Source organism: uncultured Xanthomonas sp., assembly GCF_964278005.1.
Lineage (GTDB): Bacteria > Pseudomonadota > Gammaproteobacteria > Xanthomonadales > Xanthomonadaceae > Xanthomonas_A > Xanthomonas_A sontii.
Window position 1 is genome coordinate 87,680 of the sequence record NZ_CAXYKF010000026.1, and the last position, 17,682, is coordinate 105,361.

Consider the following 17,682-nt stretch of genomic DNA (forward strand, 5'->3'; position numbering starts at 1 on the left):
CATGGTCGCGCATCGTCATCTGCATCGGCGTCTGCAGGCGCTGCTGCCGCCCGCCCTGGAGACCCATGGCCTGCATCCCGGCAACCTGCCGGGGGCGCTCGCGCGCAGCGCGCAGGCCGCGCTGGTCACCGCCGCCGATCGCGGCGGGGCCCTGTGGCTGCGCTTGAGCGAACGCAGCCGCGCCGCCCTGGCCGGCGACGCGGTGGCGTTCCTGGCCGGCGCGCTGCAGGCGCGTGCGGCCTTGCCGGGCGAAGCCGCGCCGTGGCGCTACTGCCCCTGGCGCGCGGTGCGCCGGGATCCTGCCTGGGCGATGGACGTGGGGCGGTGCGGGGACACGCCTGTGCCGGGGTTCGTGACCTGGGAAGCGGAAGGCCGCGCGCGCTTGCTGGTGCTGCCGGCACAGGCCGCGCTGCTGTGCCGCTGGTGGCGCTGAGGCAGGGCACCCGCATCGATCGCTGCCACGGCGGGCGGATCGGTCGGATGGTCATCGGCCATTGACGGCAGAAACACCGACGGTGGCGGCACGGATGCCGCCACGGGTCACAGGACGGGCAGGGACGCCCACGCAGGGAGGCGGCAAGGGCGCACACGCCAAGGCGCCGCAAGCAGGGCAAGGAAGCGCGTGCGCCACAGGACGGGCAGGACGCCCGCGCAAGGACGCGGCAAGGAGGCACATGCAAGGGCATCGCCAGGCAGGCAGCGCCAGGGAAACGCTTGCGGTAGAGTGCACGGATGCACTCTCCGCTCTCCATTCAGCGCCTGCGCGGCGCCGGGATCGTGCCGTTCCTGGACGCGGTCGCGCAGCTGCGCATCGCGGTGTTCCGCGACTGGCCCTACCTCTACGACGGCGACCTCGGCTACGAACGCGAGTACCTGGCCGCCTATGCAGCGTCGCCCGACAGCGTGTTCGTGCTGGCGCGCGACGGCGAGCAGGTGGTCGGCGCCTCCACCGGGCTGCCGCTGGTCGACGACACCGAGGCGTTCGCCGCGGCCTTCGCCGGCAGCGGCATCGACCCGGCCGAGGTGTTCTATTTCGGCGAGTCGGTGCTGTTGCCGCAGTATCGCGGGCGCGGCGCCGGCCATGCCTTCTTCGACGAGCGCGAGGCGCATGCGCGCGCGCTCGGTCGCTTCCGCCTGACCGCGTTCTGTTCGGTGGAGCGGGCGCCCGACGACCCGCGGCGGCCGCCGGAGTACCGCGGCAACGACGTGTTCTGGCGCAAGCGCGGCTACCTGCCACAGCCGGCGTTGCGCATGCATCTGCCGTGGAACGAGGTCGACCGCGGCGAGACGCCGCATACCCTGGGTTTCTGGACCCGCGCGCTGGAGCCTGCCGCATGAAAGTCGCCGTCGCCAAGTATCCGATCGGCGCGCCCGCCGATTTCGCCGCCTTCGCCGACAAGCAGGCCGCGCTGCTGGGCGAGGCCGCGCAGGCCGGCGCGCAGCTGGCGGTGCTGCCGGAGTACCTCTCGCTGGAACTGGCCGCCACCTTCGGCGCCGAGGTGTCGGCGCGGCTGCCGGCCTCGCTGGCGGCGATCCAGGCACTGCATGCGCCGTACCTGGCCCTGTTCGCCGACCTGGCACGGCGCCATCGCCTGCACGTGGTCGCCGGCAGCTTCCTGCTCGACATGGGCCAGGGGCGCTACCGCAACCGCGCCTACTGGTTCACCCCGGACGGCGGCCACGGCTGGCAGGACAAACTGCAACTGACCGGCTTCGAAAAAGCCACCGGCCTGATCGACGGCGGCGAGGCGCTGAAGGTGTTCGAGGCCGAGGACGTGCGCGCCGGCGTGGCGGTCTGCTACGACAGCGAGTTCCCGCTGCCGGTTCGCGCCCAGTACGAGGCCGGCGCGCGCCTGCTGGTGGTACCCAGTTGCACCGACACCGAGGCCGGCGCCACCCGCGTGCGCGTGGGCTGCCTGGCGCGGGCGTTGGAAAACCGCATCTTCGTCGCCCAGTCGGTGACCGCCGGCGTCGCCGAGTGGAGCCCGGCGCTGGACGTGAACACCGGCGAGGCCACGCTGTACGCGCCGATGGACGCCGGCTTCCCGGCCGACGGCATCGTTGCGCAGACCCGCGGCGAGCAGGTCTGGGCGATCGCCGAACTGGATTTCGCCGCGTTCGAGGCCAGTCGCGCCAATGCGCAAGTGGCCAACGACCGCGACTGGCGCGGGCAACTGGCACCGGCCGTGGTGCGCGCGGAACTGAGCGGGTTCGCGTAGGGCAGGATTTTGCGCCGTCGGCAGTCCGCCCTGGCGTGGCAGGTCCTGTCCCTGGGCAAAATACTGCTCGTACCAATCCCGAATCCCCAATCCCGAATCCCGCGCGCCGGCAGGCGCCTGCTCGGCAGGGTAAAATCGCCCGATTCCCGTCGTTTCGAGCGTTCCATGGCCTGCCGCACCCGTTTTGCCCCCAGTCCCACCGGTTATCTGCACATCGGCGGCGCGCGCACCGCGCTGTACTGCTGGCTGGAGGCGCGCCACCGCGGCGGCGAATTCGTACTGCGGATCGAGGACACCGACCGCGAGCGCAGCACCCAGGCGGCGATCGATGCGATCCTGGAAGCGATGGAGTGGCTGGGCCTGGACTACGACGAGGGCCCGATCTACCAGACCCGGCGCCTGGACCGGTATCGCGAGGTCGCCGAGCAGTTGCTGGCGCAGGGCAAGGCCTATTACGCCTACGAGACCCGCGAGGAACTGGACGCCATGCGCGAAGCGGCGATGGCGCGGCAGGAAAAGCCGCGCTACAACGGCGCCGCGCGCGAACTGAACCTGCCGCACCGCGACGATCCCAACCGGGTGATCCGCTTCAAGAACCCGACCGAGGGCGTGGTGGCGTTCGACGACCTGATCAAGGGCCGCATCGAGATCGCCAACAGCGAACTGGACGACATGGTGATCTTCCGTCCCGACGGCTACCCCACCTACAACTTCGCGGTGGTGGTGGACGACTGGGACATGGGCATCACCGAGGTGATCCGCGGCGACGACCACATCAACAACACCCCGCGGCAGATCAACATCTACCAGGCGCTGGGCGCGCCGGTGCCGAAGTTCGCGCACATGCCGATGATCCTGGACGAGCAGGGCGCCAAGCTGTCCAAGCGCACCGGCGCGGCCGACGTGATGCAGTACAAGGACGCCGGCTACCTGCCGCACGCGCTGATCAACTACCTGGCGCGGCTGGGCTGGTCGCACGGCGACCAGGAACTGTTCGGGCGCCAGGAGCTGATCGACCTGTTCGACGTCAAGGACGTCAACTCCAAGGCCGCGCGCCTGGACATGGCCAAGCTCGGCTGGGTCAACCAGCACTACCTCAAGAGCGACGACCCGGCGACGATCGCGCCGCAGCTGGAGTTCCAGTTGCGCAAGCTCGGCATCGACCCGGCCGCCGGCCCGGCCGCGGCCGAGGTGGTGGTGGCGCTGCGCGAGCGCGTGCAGACGCTCAAGGAAATGGCCGAGAAGGCCGAGGTCTGGTATCGCCCGCTGACCCGCTACGACGACGCGGCGGTGGCCAAGCATTTCAAGCCGGGCGCCGAACTGGCGCTGGGCAAGGCCCGCGAGCTGCTGGCCGCACTGCCGCAGTGGAACCTGGACGGCGTCGCCGCCGCGCTGCACGACACCGCCGCCGCCCTGGAGATCGGCATGGGCAAGGTGGCGCAGCCGCTGCGCGTGGCCATCACCGGCACCCAGGTCAGCCCGGACATCTCGCAGACCGTGTACCTGGCCGGTCGCGAGGAGGCCTTGAAACGCATCGACGCCGCGCTCATCAAGATCCCAGCGGGAAGCTGATTCCCGGGAGACCGCCATGTCCAGCAAGAAGACCGCCTGCACCGAGCCGCACCACCACGTCCACGACGCTGCCGACTTCGTCAAGGTGGTGGAGCGGGTGAGCCGCGAGCGCGGTCTGCGCCTGACCCCGATCCGCGCCAACGTGCTGCGGCTGATCGCCGAGGCCGGGCGCCCGGTCAAGGCCTACGACCTGCTGGAATGGGTGCGCGAAGGCAAGGGCGTGGGTGCCGACGCGCCGCCCACGGTGTACCGCGCGCTGGATTTCCTGATGGCCAACGGCTTCGTGCACAAGCTCGAGTCGGTCAACGCCTTCGTCGCCTGCCACCATCCGAGCAGTGCCCAGCATTCGGTGCCGTTCCTGATCTGCGACCGCTGCCACAGCGCGGTGGAGCTGGAGGACCGCGACGTGGTCAGCCAGCTGGAGCAGCGCGCCAAGGCCCTGGGCTTCCAGCCGCAGGCACAGACCCTGGAAGTGCACGGGCTGTGCGCGAAGTGCGCGGGCTGAGCTCCGTGCCGACATTGCGATACGTTGCAGGCCTGCGGGACATGGCATCCGATTGATCTGAGCCTGGCTGAATAGCTGTCGGCAATGCCTGCTATCACCGCAACGCGGGCACGTCCTGTCCGCCGTGACGTGTGGCGGTAGCGTGCTACACGCGTTCCGGTGCGGCGTTGCCGCGCTGGAAATCGGAGCGACGGCGAAGCGGAGCCCCGCAGCGAGTGCCTGAGAACCGCGTTGCGCGTCCCGGGTTGCTATTCTGATCGGCGCTACCGCATTGCCAGGAAGGTCGTTCCGATGCGCACTCCCGTCGCTTCCGTCCCGATCGCGCCCGACCGGGCGCGTGCGCTGTGGCTGCATGCGCAGCGCCTGACCACGCCGGCACCGTTCGGCAGCGGTGCCGACGCGGTGCGGCAGGCGACCGCGCACCTGGGCTATGTGCAGATCGACACCATCCACGTGATCGCGCGCAGCCACCACCACGTGCTGTACACGCGCATTCCCGAGTACCGCGAACGGGATCTGGAACGGGCGCAGTCGCAGGACAAGTCGCTGTTCGAGTACTGGACCCATGCCTTGGCCTACGTGCCGGTCGCCGACTACCGCATGTACGTGGCGCAGATGGCGCGCCGACGTGCACAGGCCGACGCCCGGGGCGCGGTGGATGCGCAGGACTATGCGCGGTTGTTGCGGCGCATCCGCAACGAGGGGCCGTTGTCGATCCGCGACATCGACGACGAGGTGCTGGTCGAGAAGACCCACCCCTGGGGCAGCCGCAAGCCGTCGCGGGCCGCGTTGCAGTACGGTTTCTTCAGCGGCGACCTGGTGGTCAGCCAGCGCAGCGGCATGCTCAAGACCTACGAATTGGCCACGCGGCATTTCGGCTGGCGGCAGCGGCCGCGTGCGGTCGGCGACGCGCAATATGCGCGTTACCTGCTGCAGCGAGCGTTGCGCGCGCAGGGCATCGTCGGCGTGGACTCGGTCTGTTATGGCGAGACCGCCGCCAAACCGGCGGTGCGAGCGTTGATCGCCGCGGAAGTGGCGCGCAAGCGCCTGATCCTGGTGCATCTGCAGGGCCAGGAAGGTGTGGCCCTGTGGGCCGAGCCGGAGCTGCTGGACAGTACACCGCCGCCACCGGATCCGACGCGGGCGCAGTTGCTGTCGCCGTTCGATCCGCTGGTGATCCAGCGCAAACGGTTGCAGCAGTTCTTCGGCTATACCCATCGCTTCGAGGCCTATGTGCCGGCGCCACAGCGGGTACTGGGCTACTTCGCGCTGCCGGTGCTGGTCGGCGACCGCATCGTCGCCGCGCTCGACCTGAAGATGGACCGTCGCGCCGGCCGCCTGCTGATCCAGCAATGGACCTGGCTGGCGCCGCAGCGACCGGCGCTGCAGGCGAGGATCGACGCGGCGTTGCAGCGGTTCGAACGCTTCCATCTGCTGTAGCCGGGTGCTGCTGCCGCAGGGGTATGGCTTGCGGCGGTGCAACTCGCGCCAAGGGCATCCGCGGCGCAGCGCCGGACTTCGGCAGGATGCCGCGCATTCCCGATCGCATGCCTACGTCGGTTGTTGCCCAAACGTACCGCTGTTGCCGCGAACCGACGCCCACACGCGGCGGCCAGGGTCACCTCGCGACCACAGGCTGCCGCTTAGGCTCGGGTTTCCCACGTTGCCTGTGCCGCCGCATGTCCGCTGCCCGACACTGTCTCCATGCTGCAATCGACGCCTGCCGGCGCGGCACGCCCGCGGTCCTGGCCGTGGCGATGGCCCGCGAAGGCTCTACCTACGCGCACGCCGGGGCGATGGCCTTGTTCGGCCCCGATGGTACGCAACAGGGTTGGCTCAGCGGCGGTTGCCTGGAGCCGGAGATCGCGCGCTGCGCCGCGGAGGCCGCCGTCGCCGGCATGCCGGTGTGGATGGAGATCGATACGCGCGAAGACGAAGACCTGCTGTCGGGTTCGTCCGCCGGTTGCCGGGGCCGCCTGCACCTGGCCTTGCTGCCGCTGCTCGCCTTGCCGGGCTTCGACGGGCTGGCCCAGGCCTGGCTGCAGGGGCACGGTGGATTGACCCTGGCGCTGGAGGCCGACGGTCGCATCGCCGCCAGCGTGGCCGCGCAGGCGTTGCGGTGGTGCCTGCCTTGGCACAGGCTGTCTGCGGCGCCGCCACGCGTCGGCGAAGTGCAGGTGCCGCCGCCGCCGAGGGTCAGCGTCTTCGGTGCCGGCCCGGAAACCACCGTGTTGCTGCCGCTGCTGCGTCAATTGGGTTGGATGACGACCCTGGTCGAGCAGCGGCCGCGCTGGTCTGCGTTGGCGGCGCTGGCCGACCGCGCCCTGGCATGCACGCCGACCCGCGCACTGGCCGACTGTGACGGCAGCGATGCGGCACTGGTGATGCACCACAATTTCGAACTGGATCGCGAAGCGCTGGACGCGCTGGCCGGCAGCGCGATCCCGTTCCTCGGCCTGCTGGGACCGGTGCGGCGGCGCGAGGACCTGTTCCGTTTGCTGAGCCCGACGCAACGCGCGCAGGTGTCGCCGCGCCTGCATTCGCCGATCGGGCTGCGCCTGGGAGGCAATGGCGCAGAAGCGATCGCGCTGAGCATCGCCGCGCAGTTGCAGTCCAGCCGGGCGAAGCCGCCGCGGCTGAGTGCGGTCGCGCAGGCGAGCGACAGGCCGCGGCGATCGCACCGCGATGCGCTGACGGCAGCGCCGCGATTGCTGGCCGAAGGCGCCAGGTGATGGCGCAGGCGCACGCGGCGCTGATCCTGGCCGCGGGCGGCAGCCGCCGCCTCGGCCGTCCCAAGCAGACGCTGACCAGCGATGGCGAGCCGCTGCTGCGCAAGGTCGTGCGCCTGGCGCTGTCCACGGCGCCGGCGCGTTGCGTGGTGGTGCTGGGTGCGCAGGCCGAGGCGCTGCGCCCGTTGCTGGAGGGATTGCCGGTGGAATGCGTGCGCAATCCGGACTGGTCCACCGGCATGGGCGGCAGCCTGGACTGCCTGCGTGCGGCGGTAGGCGACGATGCCGCGATCACCCACAGCCTGGTGCTCGGCTGCGACCAGCCGGCGCTGGCCGCGGCGCATCTGCAGGATCTGCTGGCGGCGGCCGCGCGGGCGGCGTCCGGTTGCGCGGTCAGCGCCTACGCCGGCGTGCGTGGCATGCCGGCGGTGGTGGCGCAGCAGCGCTGGCGCACGCTGCCATTGGGCGGCGACCAGGGCTTGCGCACGCTGTTCGCGACGCTGGCACCGGATAGCCTCGGTTGCATCGTCGCGCCGGCGTTGGCGCTGGACCTGGACACGCCGGAGGATGTACAGGCGGCGGTGGCGAAAGGGTGGCTGGATCCGCAGCGGTCGCCGCAGGGCGCGACGTAGCGATGGTTCCTGCAGGACTTGCTGCGGGATGCGATAGATGCAGCGAAGGCTTCCGTCAGACAACGGGCGACGTCGGATGGCGTCCTACTTTGCTATTTGCAACGGAATGCCACCTCTGATGACTACGGAAGCGATGTCGCAGGAGCGGCTTCAGCCGCGACAGGCGCTATGGTTAACGTCTGTCGCGGCTGAAGCCGCTCTCACGAGGGATAGGGCGAACGGCGCAGCAAGCGGCGCTCGTGCTCAGCCGATCAGCTTGTCCGGGGTGATCGGCAGGTCGCGGATGCGCTTGCCGGTGGCGTGGAATACCGCGTTGGCGATGGCAGCGGGAATGCCGACCATGCCCAGTTCGCCCATGCCCTTGACCCCGAGCGGGTTGACGATGGTGTCGTCCTCTTCGACGAACATGGTCTGGATCTCGTGCACGTCGGCGTTGACCGGCACGTGATAATCGGCCAGCGAAGCGTTGAGCATGCGCCCGTAGCGATGGTCGATCTCGGTGCCTTCGCTGAGCGCCATGCCGATGCCCATCACCACGCCGCCGATTTCCTGGCTGTGCGAGGTCAGCGGATTCATGATCTTGCCGCAGGCGGTGGCTTCGATGACCCGCGTCACCTGCACCATGCCGGTGTCCGGATCGACCTTGACCTCGATGAACTGCGCGCCGTGTGCGGCGGTGGCGTACTGCTTGCGCTCGGCCGAGGGCTTGGATTCGTGCACCACCTCCAGCTCCTGCAGGCCGTGCTGGCGCATCAGCTTGGCGACCTCCAGGCCGGCGTCGGGCTTGCCGGTCGGGCGCAATTGGCCATCGACCAGTTCCACCGCATCCATATCCAGCCCGCTGAATGCGGCCTGCCCATCCTGCCTGGCCAGTTCCAGCAGCTTGCCGCGGATCTCGCGCACCGCGCCGTGGATTGCGCTGCCGACGCTGGCGGTGGTCCACGAGCCGCCCTGCGCCGGCGCCTTCGGCAGGCGCGTGTCGCCCAGTTCGAACTGCACGCGCTTGGCGTCGATGCCCAGATACTCGGCGGCGATCAGGGTCATCACCGTGTAGGTGCCGGGGCCGATGTCGGAGGTGGCACTGCCGACGCGGGCGCTGCCGTCGGCCTTCAGCACCACCCGAGCCAGCGCCGGCATCTGCATCGACGCCCAGGTGCCGGTAGCCATGCCCCAGCCGACCAGCAGGCGGCCGTCGCGCATGGAGCGCGGCTCGGGCGTGCGCTTGCTCCAGCCGAAGGTCTCGGCGGCGAGCGCGTAGCATTCGCGCAGCGCCTTGCTCGAGAACGGCTTGCCGCTCTCCGGATCGGTCTCGGCGTAGTTGGCCAGGCGCAGTTCCAGCGGGTCCATCTTCAGCGCATAGGCCAGTTCGTCCATCGCGCACTCGATGCCGAACATCTGGCTGATGGTGCCGGGCGCGCGCATCGCCTGCGGCGTCGGCAGGTCGGTCTCCACCACCTCGAAGCGATCCTCCACGTTCGGGCAGGCGTACAGCGAGCGCGCGTTGCGGAAGAAGGCCTCGTTGAACGCCTCGATGCGCGAGGTGTTGAGCACGTGCCGGTAGCGGATCGCCTGCAGCGTGCCCGCGGCATCGGCGCCCAGGCCCAGCTCCACGCGGTAGTAAGGCCGGTAACCGTGGCCGCTGAACATCTGCCGCCGGGTGTAGACGATCTTCACCGGCAGGCCGACCGCCTTGGAGACCGCGCCGAGCAGGAAGGTGTAGTAGTTGGGGCGCAGGCAGGAGCCGAACGCGCCGCCGACGAACAGCGAGACCACGTTGACCTTGTCCACCGGAATGCCGAAGTAGCCGGCCAGCTGTTCGCGGTCCTGGTAGACGTTTTGGCTCTTGTTGACCACGGTCAGGGTGTCGCCGATCCAGTAGCCGATGCCGCCGTGCGGCTCCATCGGGTTGTGGTGCTCCACCGGCATCGTGTACGCGGCCTCCAGCTTCACCGGCGCGGCGGCGAACGCGGCGGCCGGATTGCCACGCGGCTCCGGCGAGTCTTCCGGGGTCGGATCGCGCGCCTGGCCGAGCAGAGCGTCGAAATCGGTCTGCGCGGCCTCGGTGGCGTACTCCACCTGGATCAGCCGCGACGCATGCCGCGCCTGCTCGAAGGTGGCGGCCACCACCACGGCGATCGGCTGCGCATTGAAATGGATGCGGTCGTCGACCAGGGCACGGAACGACAGGTCTTCGCCTTTCTTCTTGACCGCGTCGGAGACCGGCTTGATCGCATTGAGGTGGGTGAGCACCTTGATCACGCCCGGCGCGGCTTCGGCGGCGCGGGTGTCGATGCGCACGATGCGGCCCTTGGCGATGGTGCTGGTGAGGATGTAGCCGTGGACCAGATGCGGGATCTGGAATTCCGCCGCATAGCGCGCCTTGCCGGTGACCTTGGCGTAGCCGTCGACGCGGCGCATTTCCTTGCCGATATAGTTCATTGTCGGTTCTCCGGTTGGCCGCTCATGCGGCGTCGCTGCCGCTGCCGCTGGCGCGGTGCAGGGCGCGGATCATCGCGTGCGTGCCCATCGTGATCTTGTAGGCGTTGTGCGCCAGCGGCCGCGCCGCGGCCATCTCGGCCTGCGCGGCGGCGGCGAAAGCGGTCTCGCCGACCCGCTGCCCGACCAGCGCACGTTCGGCGGCACGCGCGCGCCAGGGTTTGTGCGCCACCCCGCCCATGGCGATGCGCGCGTCGCGGATGCGCCCGTCCGGTTCCAGTGCCAGCGCCGCGGCCACCGAGATCAGTGCGAACGCGTAGCTGGCCCGGTCGCGCACCTTCAGGTAATGGCTGTGCGCGGCGAACTCCGGCGCCGGCAGCGTGATCGACTCGATCAGTTCGCCGTGCGCGAGCTGGTTGTCGACATCGGCGCGCGTCTCGGGCAGCAGGTGGAATTCGGCGAACGGAATCTCGCGCTGGGTGCCGGCCGGCGTACGCACCTGCACCGTCGCGTCCAGTGCGGCCAGCGCCACGCACATGTCCGACGGATGCACCGCCACGCAGTGCGCGCTGTGGCCGAAGATCGCGTGGGTGCGGTTGAGCCCATCGCGCGCGCCGCAACCGCTGCCGGGTTCGCGCTTGTTGCAGGGCAGGGCGGTGTCGTAGAAGTAGCCGCAGCGCGTGCGCTGCAGCAGGTTGCCGCCGTTGCTGGCCATGTTGCGCAGCTGCATCGTGGCCCCGGCCAGGATCGCCTGGCTCAGCAGCGGATAGCGCTGGCGCACCAAGGGATGGTTGGCGGTCTGCGTGTTGTTGGCGAGCGCGCCCAGGCGCAGGCCGCCGTCGGCGGTTTCGGCGATCTCGGCCAGGCCCTTGAGCCGGGTCAGGTCGACGATCTCGTCGGCACCGGTCACCCCTTCCTTCATCAGGTCGAGCAGGTTGGTGCCGCCGCCGAGGAAGCGTGCGTTCGGGTTGGCGGCGACACGGCGCACCGCGTCCTCCGGCGAGGTCGCGCGCTGATACTTAAACGGCGTCATCGGCCACCTCTTTCGCCATCTTCAGGGCGGTCAGTTCGGACTGGTCGACATAGCGCCAGGTCAGCGGCCGCGGCGCGCCGCCGCTGTGCACGTCCTGGATGGCGGCGACGATCTTCGGGTAGGCGCCGCAGCGGCAGATGTTGCCACTCATCCGCTCGCGCACCTCGGCGTCGCTGAGTTCGGTGACCGGCCGGCTGACGTCGGCGCTGACGTGGCTGGCATCGCCGCGCCTGATCTCGTTCAACAAGGCCACCGCCGAGCAGATCTGCCCAGGCGTGCAGTAGCCGCACTGGAACCCGTCGTGCTGCACGAACGCGGCCTGCATCGGATGCAGTCGCTCGCCGTCGGCCAGGCCCTCGATGGTGGTGATCTGGGTGTCTTCTGCCTGTGCCGCCAGGGTCAGGCAGGAGAGGCGTCGCTCGCCGTCGACGATCACCGTGCAGGCACCGCACTGGCCGTGGTCGCAGCCCTTCTTGGTGCCGGTCAGCGCCAGGTGTTCGCGCAGCGCATCCAGCAAGGTGGTCCGCGGATCCAGCTGCAGCGCATGGCGCTGACCGTTGACCTCCAGGACCACGGGCAAGGCGTTCTGCGGTGGCGCGGCCTTGGCGGCCGGTGCGGCAAATGCGGCCTCGCTGAAGAGGATCTGTCCGCCCGCGCTGCTGAGGCCGGCGGCCGAGAGCAGGGCGAGGAATTCGCGGCGCGAGAGGCCGTTGATGCCGAGCCGGCGCGCCAGTGCGGCTTCGTCCTCGCTCAATGGGGTGTCGCGCGCGCTGTCGGCAGCGCCGGACGCGTCATCGATACGGTGGGGCTCATGCTGCATCGGTCTCTCCTGCCTGGGGACCGCTACCGCGCGCGCCGGGGCGCAGCAGGGAGCGAGTCGACCTGGGTAGCGGCGCCGCCATCGCGACGCCGACGTGCGGGCACGCATCGGTACCCGAACGCGAGCATCGCGGCGGGACCGCGAAGGGACTGCGAAGAGAACGCGAAGGGAGGGTGTCGAGGCAGTGATAAGGACGGGTGGCCGTACTGGCTCGGCATGCGCGTGCATGCGCTCCTGCAGATGCCATCGCCGCCACGACAGGCGCGCGATTGCGCCTGTCATGGTCGGCGCCACGCGACGCCAGTGCAGCGATGGCGTCGCGTGCGTCTGCGATGCGGCAGGCGCTACCAGCGATACGCCACCGACGCCTGATACTGGCGGCCGGCGATCGGGCGGCCCATGAACACGCCGCCGGTCGCCGCGCCGGGCACGCGTACATTGCCTTCGGTCAGGCCCAGCGTGTCGGTCACGTTGCTGCCGCTGACGGTGAACTCCCAGCGCTCGCCGCTGTGCAGGCTGGCGCCGACGTCGAGCATGTCGTAGGACGGCAGGCGCTGGCTGTTGGCCAGGTCGGCGTAGCGGTCGCCGATGTAGGAATAGGTGGCGAACACGCGCAGGTCGCCGAACGGCAGCATCCAGTAGTAGCTCGGCGTCAGCCGGAACTGGCGCTTGGGCTGGCGCATGACCTGGTTGCCGGTGTATTCGCGGTAATTGCGGTACTTCGCGTCCAGCCACACCCCCGTCCCGGCCAGTTCGAAGCCGCCGAACGGGCGGATCGCGCCTTCCACCTCCAGGCCGTAGGCACGCGAATCGCCGACCGTGGTGAAGTTGCTGCCGTTGGCCAGGAAAGCCTGGAACGGCGAATTCTTGAAGGTGTTGTAGAACGCGGTGAGGTACAGATCGTAGTTGGCCGCGCCGGACTTCAATCCCAGTTCGTATTGCCGGATGTCCTGCACCTTGGTCTGGCCGTCGCGCAGATTGTCGAAGCCGGGAAACTTGACCCCGGAATTGACCCGCGCGAACACGCTGTTGTGCGCGTCGAGCTTGACGTTCAGGCCGGCGGTCCACGACAGCGCATTGTCGTCCTGGTCGATGCGTCGCGCGCTCGGCAGCGAGATCGAGGTGGCATTGTCGTAGAGCGTAGCCGGATTGCCGTCCAGGTCCACGGTGGCGGTGTCGTGCACGGTGCCGGTGACGTGCTGGCGTTCGTAGCGCACGCCCAGGTCCAGGCGCAGGCGCTCGTCCAGTTCCCATTCATCGGCGACGAACACCGCGGCGTTCTCGCCCTCGTAATGCGCGCGCAGCGCCAGGAAGGCGGTGCTGGTGAAGCCGTCGCGCGTCGGCTGGCGGCCGTCGTCCAGGGTCACGTCGATGCGCCGCGCATGGTTCTGCGCGGTCAGCAGCATGGTGTTGCCGAGGTACCAGGTGTCGTTGGAGGTGTACCTGGCGTAGTAGCTGCCCACGGTGAGCGTGTTCCCGGCGAACAGCATGCGGCTCAGGCGCAGATCGTTGGTGAAGGAGTTCAGGCGCTTGTCCACCGACCACCAGCCGGCTTCCAGCACTTGTTGGTCCGGATCGACCGCGCCGCCGCCGTTGGTGTAGCGCGCGCTGCCGGTGCTGCCGTAGCCGGCGATGAAGTCGCCCAGTCGCTGCGGCGCGTCACCGGTGAACAGCGCATAGGTCGGTGCGGTGCCGCCCATCACGTTGAAACGGTCGGCGACGGTCCAGTCGCCCACCTCCCAGTTCAGTTCGCCGCCGAACACGTCGATGTTGACGCCGCGGCCGTCGCCGAGGTCGCGCCGGATGGTCTGGCCGTTGGGGCCGACCGGCAGAGTGACGTTGCGGAAGTCGTTGCTCAGCAGCGTGCCGTGCTGCGCGTCGAGGCCGGGGAAGCTGGACAGGTCGTTGCCGTTGTTGCGCGACAGCAACGGGATCGCGGTGTAGAAGGCGTTGTTGTCGTCGGTATGGCGCGCATAGAACGACAGTTCGCCGCTGTCCCAGCGCTTGCTCAGGGTCGCGCTGAACTGGCCGCCCTTGTCGGCGGGGAACTGCGGGTCGCGCACGCCGTCGGTCTCGCGGAAGAAGCCGCCGACGCTGTAGTACCAGCCGTTGCCCATCGGCCCGCTGTCGAACAGATCGATGCGGCGCAGTGCATCGCTGCCGCCGGTGAGGCGTACGCTGCCTTCCGGCTCGTCCTGGCCTTTCTTCTGGATGAAGTTGACGGTGATGCCGGCCTGGCCGTTGGAGAAGATCGGGCTGGAACCGCCGCGCAGCACCTCCATGCGTTCGATGGTGTCGTCGGTGCGGAACAGCGTGGAGTTTTCCAGGAACGACAGGGTCGGCGGCGGGAACAGCGGCGCGCCATCGAGCTGGAAGGTGACGAATGGCGCATCGCCTTCCGACGGCATGCCACGCACGAAGATGTTGGCGCCGGTGCCGCCGCCGCTGGGTTCGGCCCACACGCCCGGCACGATCTTCAGCAGGTCGGCGCTGCTCTGCGGCACCGCCTGCTGGATCTGTTCGGGTGTGGCGGTGGTGATCGAGAAGCTGGCGTCGCGCTTGCGCAGGCCGCTGAAGCGCGCAGTGCCGCTGACGACCACGGTATCCAGGGTGGTGGCGTCGGGTTGCGTGGCCGGCGCGGTGGGTGCGTCGGCGGTCTGCGCCAACGCGGGGGGCGCGAGCAGGACGGCGGCGATGGACAGGGGCAGCAGATGACGAAGCGGCGCAAGATGCATGAAGAATCTCTCCTTTCTTCATTCGGAACGATCGGCCGGGATGCGGCACGCGCGTGCAGCGCGCGGCCGCGTCGCATCGGCCGGGACGGCGCGAAGCAGGGCGACGCGCGGCGCCCTTTGTAACGCCGTCGGGCGATCGGACCGTTGTGCAGCGCGGTACCGGCCGCGTTTGCGTGACGGGTTGCCCAGGCAGATCGCCATCGCACCGCAACCTGCGGCGTGCGCTGCGCAGGGCGGCGTCGCTTCGATTGGTCATGCGTGTGGCCATGCGTGGCGTCGCAGGAGAGACGCAGCCGTGCCAGAGACGATCCCGGAACGCCGATCGCGGTCGATTTCCAGAAGGGCACAACGCGCCGCTCCTGCGCAGCGTGCATCCGGGGCAAGGGCCGTCGCCATCGTCGCCACGCGCCGCTTGCTATCGTGGCGCGCTGCGCGTCCAGGAGTGTCCTGCAATGAAGAACTGGCTGTTCCTGCTGGTGGCCATCCTCGCCGAGGTGGTCGCGACCTCGGCGCTGAAGGCCAGCGAAGGCTTCACCCGGCTGTGGCCGACGCTGCTGGCACTGTGCGGCTATGGCATCGCCTTCTATCTGCTGTCGCTGACCCTGCGCAGCGTGCCGGTGGGCGTGGCCTATGCGCTCTGGTCGGGCATCGGCATCGTGTTGATCTCGCTGCTGGCGTGGTGGCGGTTCGGCCAGGCGCTGGACCCGCCGGCGATCGTCGGCATGGCGCTGATCGTCGCCGGCGTGGTGGTGATCAACATGTTCTCGCGCAGCGCGCCGCATTAGCGAAAAAAAAGAGGCCGCCCGAAGGCGGCCTCGTCACGCTGCAGCGAAGCTGCCCGATCAGAAGAACAGGCGCACGCCGAACGAGGCGCTGCGGCCGGGCAGCATGACGTCGTCCTTGAGGAACGAGGTATGCACGCGCGCATCCTGGTTGGTCAGGTTGTTGCCGTCCAGGAACACTTCCCAGGCGGTGCTGCCGGCATCGACGTGATAGGCCAGATGCGCATCGACCAGGGTATAGCCGGCGGTGGGCGTCTCGTTGACCGCCACCTTGTCCTGCTTCTGGTAGCGGGTGGCGCCCAGCGCGGCGCGCCAGTTGCTCGCGTCCCAGCGCAGCTGCGCGCCGTAGCGCGCCGGCGCGATGCGCGGCAGGTTGCCGCCGTCCTTCAGGCGTGCGCGCACGGTGTCGCCGAACACCCGCAGGTCCCAGGCGCCGCTGTCGTTGTCGGCCAGGTGGAAGGTGGCCTCGCCCTCGAAACCATGGAACACCGCATCGGCCTGGGTCCACTGGCGGATCGGCAGGAAATCGTTGTCCTCCTCGTGGAACCACTGGCCGCCGGTGTCGACGATGTAGATGAAGTCGTCGTAGCGGTTGTAGTAGCCGGCCACCTTGGCGTCGACCCAGTCGTTCTTGAAGATCAGGCCCAGTTCGGCCTGGTTGGCCTTCTCGGTCTTCAGGTCGGGGTTGCCGATCTCGTAGGCGAGGGTGGCGATGTGCGGACCGTTGGCGAACAGTTCTTCTTCGGCCGGGGCGCGCTCGGCGTGGTCGAGGTTGGCGGTCAGGCGCCACTGTTCGTTGAAGCGGAAGCCGCCGCTCAGCGACAGGCTCTTCGGAGTGAAATCGCGGTCCACGCCGGTGTCGGTCTCGTACTTGGTCTTGTCCACGCGCGCGCCGACCTCGGCCTGCACGCGGTCCCAGGTGTTGCGCGCCAGCGCGAACACGCCGACGGCGCGGGTGTCGGTCTTCGGCACGAAGGCTTCTTCGCCGGTGGCCTGGAAGGTCGAGTCGCTGCCCTGTACGCCGACCGCGGTCTGCCAGCCGCCGCCCAGGCCGAAGGAGGCCTCCACGCGGCCTTCGTTGGCGCGCTTGTCGAACTTGGTGCCCACTTCCGCGCCTTCGAACTCGGTGTGGGTGTAGGCGGTGTGGCCGAAGCTGTAGCGCAGTGCGCTGCCGTCGCCCCACGGGTCGTTCAGCGCACCCTTGAGCTCGAAACGGTCCTGGTGCAGCTGCAGCGACACGCCACGCTCGCCGGCGGCCGGATCGCCGGGCTCGCCGGGGTTGCCGTAGTTGTCGCGGAAGCGCGAGATCGACACGCCGACGAAGCCCCAGTCGCCGGCCAGCGAACTGCCGATCGAGCCGACCTTGGACTTGACGAACGAGTTGAGCTGCGGGCCCTGCGGCGTGTCGTAGTCCTTCAGGTTGCGGTACACGCCGTCGGCATGGATCGACAGGCCGCTGCCGTTGCCGGCATCGACGCGGAACATGTCGGTGTTGCCGCTCTTGTCGCCGCCTTCCCAGCGCGCTTCGGCACGACCGTGCACGCCGTCGACCGGAGTCTCGGCGATGCGCCCGTCGACCACGTTGACCACGCCGCCGATCGCGCCGGAGCCGTACAGCAGGGTGGACGGGCCCTTCAGCACTTCGATCTGGTCGGCCAGGAACGGCTCAACGGCAGGCGAATGATCCTGGCTGACCGTGGACACGTCCTGCGAGGACAGGCCGTCGTTGAGCACCGCCACGCGCGGGCCGTCGAGGCCGCGGATGATCGGCCGGCCCACGCCGGGGCCGAAGTTGGAGCTCTGCACGCCCGGCAGGCTGGCCACGGTCTCGCCGATGCTGGCGCCGCGGTTCTCGTCCAGGCGCTCGCCGGCCAGCACGTCCACCGGCTGGCTCAACGCACCGGCGGCATCGCGCAGCGGGCTGGCGGTGACCACCACCTGGTCCATGTCCTTCACGTGCCGGTCCTGCCTGTGGCCTGCGCCGTGGCGGCTGTCGCTGGCCGGCGGCGTGGCGTCGGTCGCGGTCGTCGCGGTGGTCGGGTCGGCGGCCAGGGCCAGCGACGGGCTCAGCAGGCCAAGCAGGGCCAGGGACAGGGCGGAACGGCGGAGCAGGACGGGACGGGGAGAGGGCATGGGCATTCCATCAGGAGGGACAGTCGGGGGCGACGTGCGCGCTGCCGGCACCGCACAGCGGCGGTGGACGGTCGAGGAAGAGGCAC

Annotated in this window: 14 protein-coding genes; 9 read left to right on the forward strand and 5 right to left on the reverse strand. The window is 69.5% G+C overall.

What is annotated here, in order from left to right; all coding sequences use genetic code 11:
* Position 1: 1 nt before the first annotated feature.
* The 8 genes from ACHWVH_RS19150 (at position 2) to ACHWVH_RS19185 (ending at position 7,657) form a co-directional block, all read left to right on the forward strand.
* Positions 2-433 carry a hypothetical protein gene (locus ACHWVH_RS19150; RefSeq protein ID WP_295923936.1) on the forward strand — a complete coding sequence of 144 codons (432 nt, stop codon included), beginning with the start codon at positions 2-4 and terminating at the stop codon, positions 431-433.
* 299 nt (positions 434-732) lie between these two features.
* Positions 733-1,338 (forward strand): GNAT family N-acetyltransferase, encoded by a 606-nt coding sequence (locus ACHWVH_RS19155; protein ID WP_267099580.1) that lies wholly within the window; start codon positions 733-735, stop codon positions 1,336-1,338.
* The gene (locus ACHWVH_RS19160) at positions 1,335-2,219 is read left to right on the forward strand and encodes a carbon-nitrogen hydrolase family protein (protein ID WP_394687779.1); all 885 of its coding nucleotides are present in this window, start codon (positions 1,335-1,337) and stop codon (positions 2,217-2,219) included. The genes ACHWVH_RS19155 and ACHWVH_RS19160 overlap by 4 nt, the downstream gene beginning before the upstream one ends.
* Before the next feature lie 165 nt (positions 2,220-2,384).
* On the forward strand, positions 2,385-3,791 hold the full coding sequence (gene gltX, locus ACHWVH_RS19165) for a glutamate--tRNA ligase (RefSeq protein WP_295923934.1): 1,407 nt from the start codon (positions 2,385-2,387) through the stop codon (positions 3,789-3,791).
* Positions 3,792-3,807: 16 nt separating this feature from the next.
* Positions 3,808-4,296, forward strand: coding sequence for a transcriptional repressor (locus tag ACHWVH_RS19170; protein WP_017907264.1), 489 nt, complete (start codon positions 3,808-3,810; stop codon positions 4,294-4,296).
* 291 nt (positions 4,297-4,587) lie between these two features.
* A complete protein-coding gene (locus ACHWVH_RS19175; protein WP_295923931.1) occupies positions 4,588-5,736 on the forward strand; it encodes a winged helix-turn-helix domain-containing protein in 1,149 nt (382 codons plus the stop codon).
* Positions 5,737-5,975: 239 nt separating this feature from the next.
* Positions 5,976-7,028 carry an XdhC family protein gene (locus ACHWVH_RS19180; RefSeq protein ID WP_394687797.1) on the forward strand — a complete coding sequence of 351 codons (1,053 nt, stop codon included), beginning with the start codon at positions 5,976-5,978 and terminating at the stop codon, positions 7,026-7,028.
* Positions 7,028-7,657: a nucleotidyltransferase family protein gene (locus ACHWVH_RS19185; protein ID WP_295943222.1), complete on the forward strand. Its 630-nt coding sequence runs from the start codon at positions 7,028-7,030 to the stop codon at positions 7,655-7,657. Before ACHWVH_RS19180 ends, ACHWVH_RS19185 begins: the two co-directional genes overlap by 1 nt.
* A gap of 243 nt (positions 7,658-7,900) precedes the next feature.
* On the opposite strand, the gene ACHWVH_RS19190 is transcribed toward ACHWVH_RS19185, so the two are convergent.
* The 4 genes from ACHWVH_RS19190 to ACHWVH_RS19205 form a co-directional block, all read right to left on the reverse strand.
* Entirely contained in the window at positions 7,901-10,096 is a 2,196-nt protein-coding gene (locus tag ACHWVH_RS19190) for a xanthine dehydrogenase family protein molybdopterin-binding subunit (RefSeq protein ID WP_295924712.1), read from the reverse strand.
* Between the two features lie 22 nt (positions 10,097-10,118).
* Entirely contained in the window at positions 10,119-11,126 is a 1,008-nt protein-coding gene (locus ACHWVH_RS19195; RefSeq protein WP_394687780.1) for an FAD binding domain-containing protein, read from the reverse strand.
* On the reverse strand, positions 11,113-11,946 hold the full coding sequence (locus ACHWVH_RS19200) for a 2Fe-2S iron-sulfur cluster-binding protein (RefSeq protein WP_267123594.1): 834 nt from the start codon (positions 11,944-11,946) through the stop codon (positions 11,113-11,115). Before ACHWVH_RS19200 ends, ACHWVH_RS19195 begins: the two co-directional genes overlap by 14 nt.
* A gap of 344 nt (positions 11,947-12,290) precedes the next feature.
* Complete coding sequence (locus ACHWVH_RS19205) at positions 12,291-14,681, reverse strand: TonB-dependent receptor (protein WP_295924708.1); 2,391 nt, start codon at positions 14,679-14,681, stop codon at positions 12,291-12,293.
* 452 nt (positions 14,682-15,133) lie between these two features.
* Here ACHWVH_RS19205 and ACHWVH_RS19210 point away from each other — a divergent pair, with 452 nt between their 5' ends.
* Positions 15,134-15,466, forward strand: coding sequence for a multidrug efflux SMR transporter (locus ACHWVH_RS19210; protein WP_148829032.1), 333 nt, complete (start codon positions 15,134-15,136; stop codon positions 15,464-15,466).
* 57 nt (positions 15,467-15,523) lie between these two features.
* Here ACHWVH_RS19210 and ACHWVH_RS19215 read toward each other — a convergent pair whose 3' ends face one another.
* Positions 15,524-17,596 carry a TonB-dependent receptor gene (locus ACHWVH_RS19215; protein ID WP_295924705.1) on the reverse strand — a complete coding sequence of 691 codons (2,073 nt, stop codon included), beginning with the start codon at positions 17,594-17,596 and terminating at the stop codon, positions 15,524-15,526.
* Positions 17,597-17,682 lie beyond the last annotated feature (86 nt).

Excerpts from the sequence above, each read along its gene's own strand:
- ACHWVH_RS19180 (WP_394687797.1), top strand. The coding sequence starts at position 5,976 with ATGTCCGCTGCCCGACACTGTCTCCATGCTGCAATCGACGCCTGCCGG.
- ACHWVH_RS19190 (WP_295924712.1), bottom strand. The coding sequence starts at position 10,096 with ATGAACTATATCGGCAAGGAAATGCGCCGCGTCGACGGCTACGCCAAG.
- ACHWVH_RS19195 (WP_394687780.1), bottom strand. The coding sequence starts at position 11,126 with ATGACGCCGTTTAAGTATCAGCGCGCGACCTCGCCGGAGGACGCGGTG.
- ACHWVH_RS19160 (WP_394687779.1), top strand. The coding sequence starts at position 1,335 with ATGAAAGTCGCCGTCGCCAAGTATCCGATCGGCGCGCCCGCCGATTTC.
- ACHWVH_RS19175 (WP_295923931.1), top strand. The coding sequence starts at position 4,588 with ATGCGCACTCCCGTCGCTTCCGTCCCGATCGCGCCCGACCGGGCGCGT.
- ACHWVH_RS19215 (WP_295924705.1), bottom strand. The coding sequence starts at position 17,596 with ATGCCCTCTCCCCGTCCCGTCCTGCTCCGCCGTTCCGCCCTGTCCCTG.
- ACHWVH_RS19205 (WP_295924708.1), bottom strand. The coding sequence starts at position 14,681 with ATGCATCTTGCGCCGCTTCGTCATCTGCTGCCCCTGTCCATCGCCGCC.
- ACHWVH_RS19150 (WP_295923936.1), top strand. The coding sequence starts at position 2 with ATGGTCGCGCATCGTCATCTGCATCGGCGTCTGCAGGCGCTGCTGCCG.
- gltX (WP_295923934.1), top strand. The coding sequence starts at position 2,385 with ATGGCCTGCCGCACCCGTTTTGCCCCCAGTCCCACCGGTTATCTGCAC.
- ACHWVH_RS19200 (WP_267123594.1), bottom strand. The coding sequence starts at position 11,946 with ATGCAGCATGAGCCCCACCGTATCGATGACGCGTCCGGCGCTGCCGAC.
- ACHWVH_RS19210 (WP_148829032.1), top strand. The coding sequence starts at position 15,134 with ATGAAGAACTGGCTGTTCCTGCTGGTGGCCATCCTCGCCGAGGTGGTC.
- ACHWVH_RS19155 (WP_267099580.1), top strand. The coding sequence starts at position 733 with ATGCACTCTCCGCTCTCCATTCAGCGCCTGCGCGGCGCCGGGATCGTG.
- ACHWVH_RS19185 (WP_295943222.1), top strand. The coding sequence starts at position 7,028 with ATGGCGCAGGCGCACGCGGCGCTGATCCTGGCCGCGGGCGGCAGCCGC.
- ACHWVH_RS19170 (WP_017907264.1), top strand. The coding sequence starts at position 3,808 with ATGTCCAGCAAGAAGACCGCCTGCACCGAGCCGCACCACCACGTCCAC.